Genomic DNA, 924 nt, shown 5'->3' with positions numbered 1-924 from the left:
TAAAAACGAGTATATCGGTGGGTATCTACAAGGGCTAGATAGAGCTATAGATTTGCTGGAATACGCACAGGAAGGGGAATCGTGATGGATGAACGGTTGGAAGAGGTAAAAGAAGATATTGAGAACAACACCAAGTTGGACGGTGAATTTACAACGACCATTCTATACCAGGACGCTTTATATATTGTCCAACTTGCTGAAAATGTTCCAGAGTTGGAGCTTGATAGAAACGATTGGAAAGATGAAGCAGGGAAATGGTGCAGGCGATTTCATGAGGTTGATGAAGAACACCTTGAAACAAAAGAATATTTGAATCTTGTAATCAAACAAAACCAGCGCTACAAAGAGGCTTTGGAGTTTTATGCGGATGAAAAGAATTACGTACGTCCCTATGATAATGAGAATTTCTTCGATTATCTTCCTTCTGAAATGGACTTTGACAAAGGAGAAAGAGCAAGGAAGGAATTGAAAGGAGAATCTACATGAAAAAATGCATTGAATGTGGAGATAAAGTAAGAAATGAACGCAGCAGCCTGTGTGAGAAGTGTTTTGACGAGGCCTTGGAAAGAAAAGTAGTGCAGGCTCCAGAGCAAAGCTGGTGGTAAGTCATGGATGCATTAGACATGTATCAAGAAATTGAAACATTGCAATCAGCAGAAAAGCTTACAACTAAGCAAAAGCAAAGGATGAAATTGCTTCAATCCAAGCTTAATTATGACAAATTGAATCAGAAAAAACTTAAACGCATCTTATCCAAAAAGCAAGACATGAAACAGTCAGAGATTCTGATGTTAATAGAATCGGGTGTGCGGAGAGATCAGATTAGTAAAGCTTTGGGTATGAACAATCATGAGTTCCGAGAGTATTTGAGAAATATTGGCGTGAAGATTAGTACTAGGAGGAGCAAGGGATGAAATACGGAAT

3 protein-coding genes are annotated in these 924 nt (G+C 38.7%); all 3 read left to right on the top strand.

The window, feature by feature from the left end; all coding sequences use genetic code 11:
- The first annotated feature begins 84 nt into the window (after positions 1–84).
- The 3 genes from IEX29_RS26385 to IEX29_RS26380 are packed head-to-tail and all read left to right on the top strand — an operon-like array spanning position 85 to position 914.
- Positions 85–486, top strand: coding sequence for a hypothetical protein (locus tag IEX29_RS26385; RefSeq protein WP_188738872.1), 402 nt, complete (start codon positions 85–87; stop codon positions 484–486).
- Positions 483–605 carry a hypothetical protein gene (locus IEX29_RS27115; protein WP_268239128.1) on the top strand — a complete coding sequence of 41 codons (123 nt, stop codon included), beginning with the start codon at positions 483–485 and terminating at the stop codon, positions 603–605. Before IEX29_RS26385 ends, IEX29_RS27115 begins: the two co-directional genes overlap by 4 nt.
- Before the next feature lie 3 nt (positions 606–608).
- Entirely contained in the window at positions 609–914 is a 306-nt protein-coding gene (locus tag IEX29_RS26380) for a hypothetical protein (protein ID WP_188738870.1), read from the top strand.
- Positions 915–924: the final 10 nt, after the last annotated feature.

Source organism: Oceanobacillus neutriphilus (genome assembly GCF_014645515.1).
GTDB classification, from domain to species: domain Bacteria; phylum Bacillota; class Bacilli; order Bacillales; family Amphibacillaceae; genus Oceanobacillus; species Oceanobacillus neutriphilus.
Note: the sequence above shows the minus strand (reverse complement) of the source record. Positions and strands in the feature narration are given on the sequence as shown.

Bases quoted from the DNA above. Each gene is read 5' to 3' on its own strand.
- IEX29_RS26385 (WP_188738872.1), top strand. From the start codon at position 85: ATGGATGAACGGTTGGAAGAGGTAAAAGAAGATATTGAGAACAACACC.
- IEX29_RS26380 (WP_188738870.1), top strand. From the start codon at position 609: ATGGATGCATTAGACATGTATCAAGAAATTGAAACATTGCAATCAGCA.
- IEX29_RS27115 (WP_268239128.1), top strand. From the start codon at position 483: ATGAAAAAATGCATTGAATGTGGAGATAAAGTAAGAAATGAACGCAGC.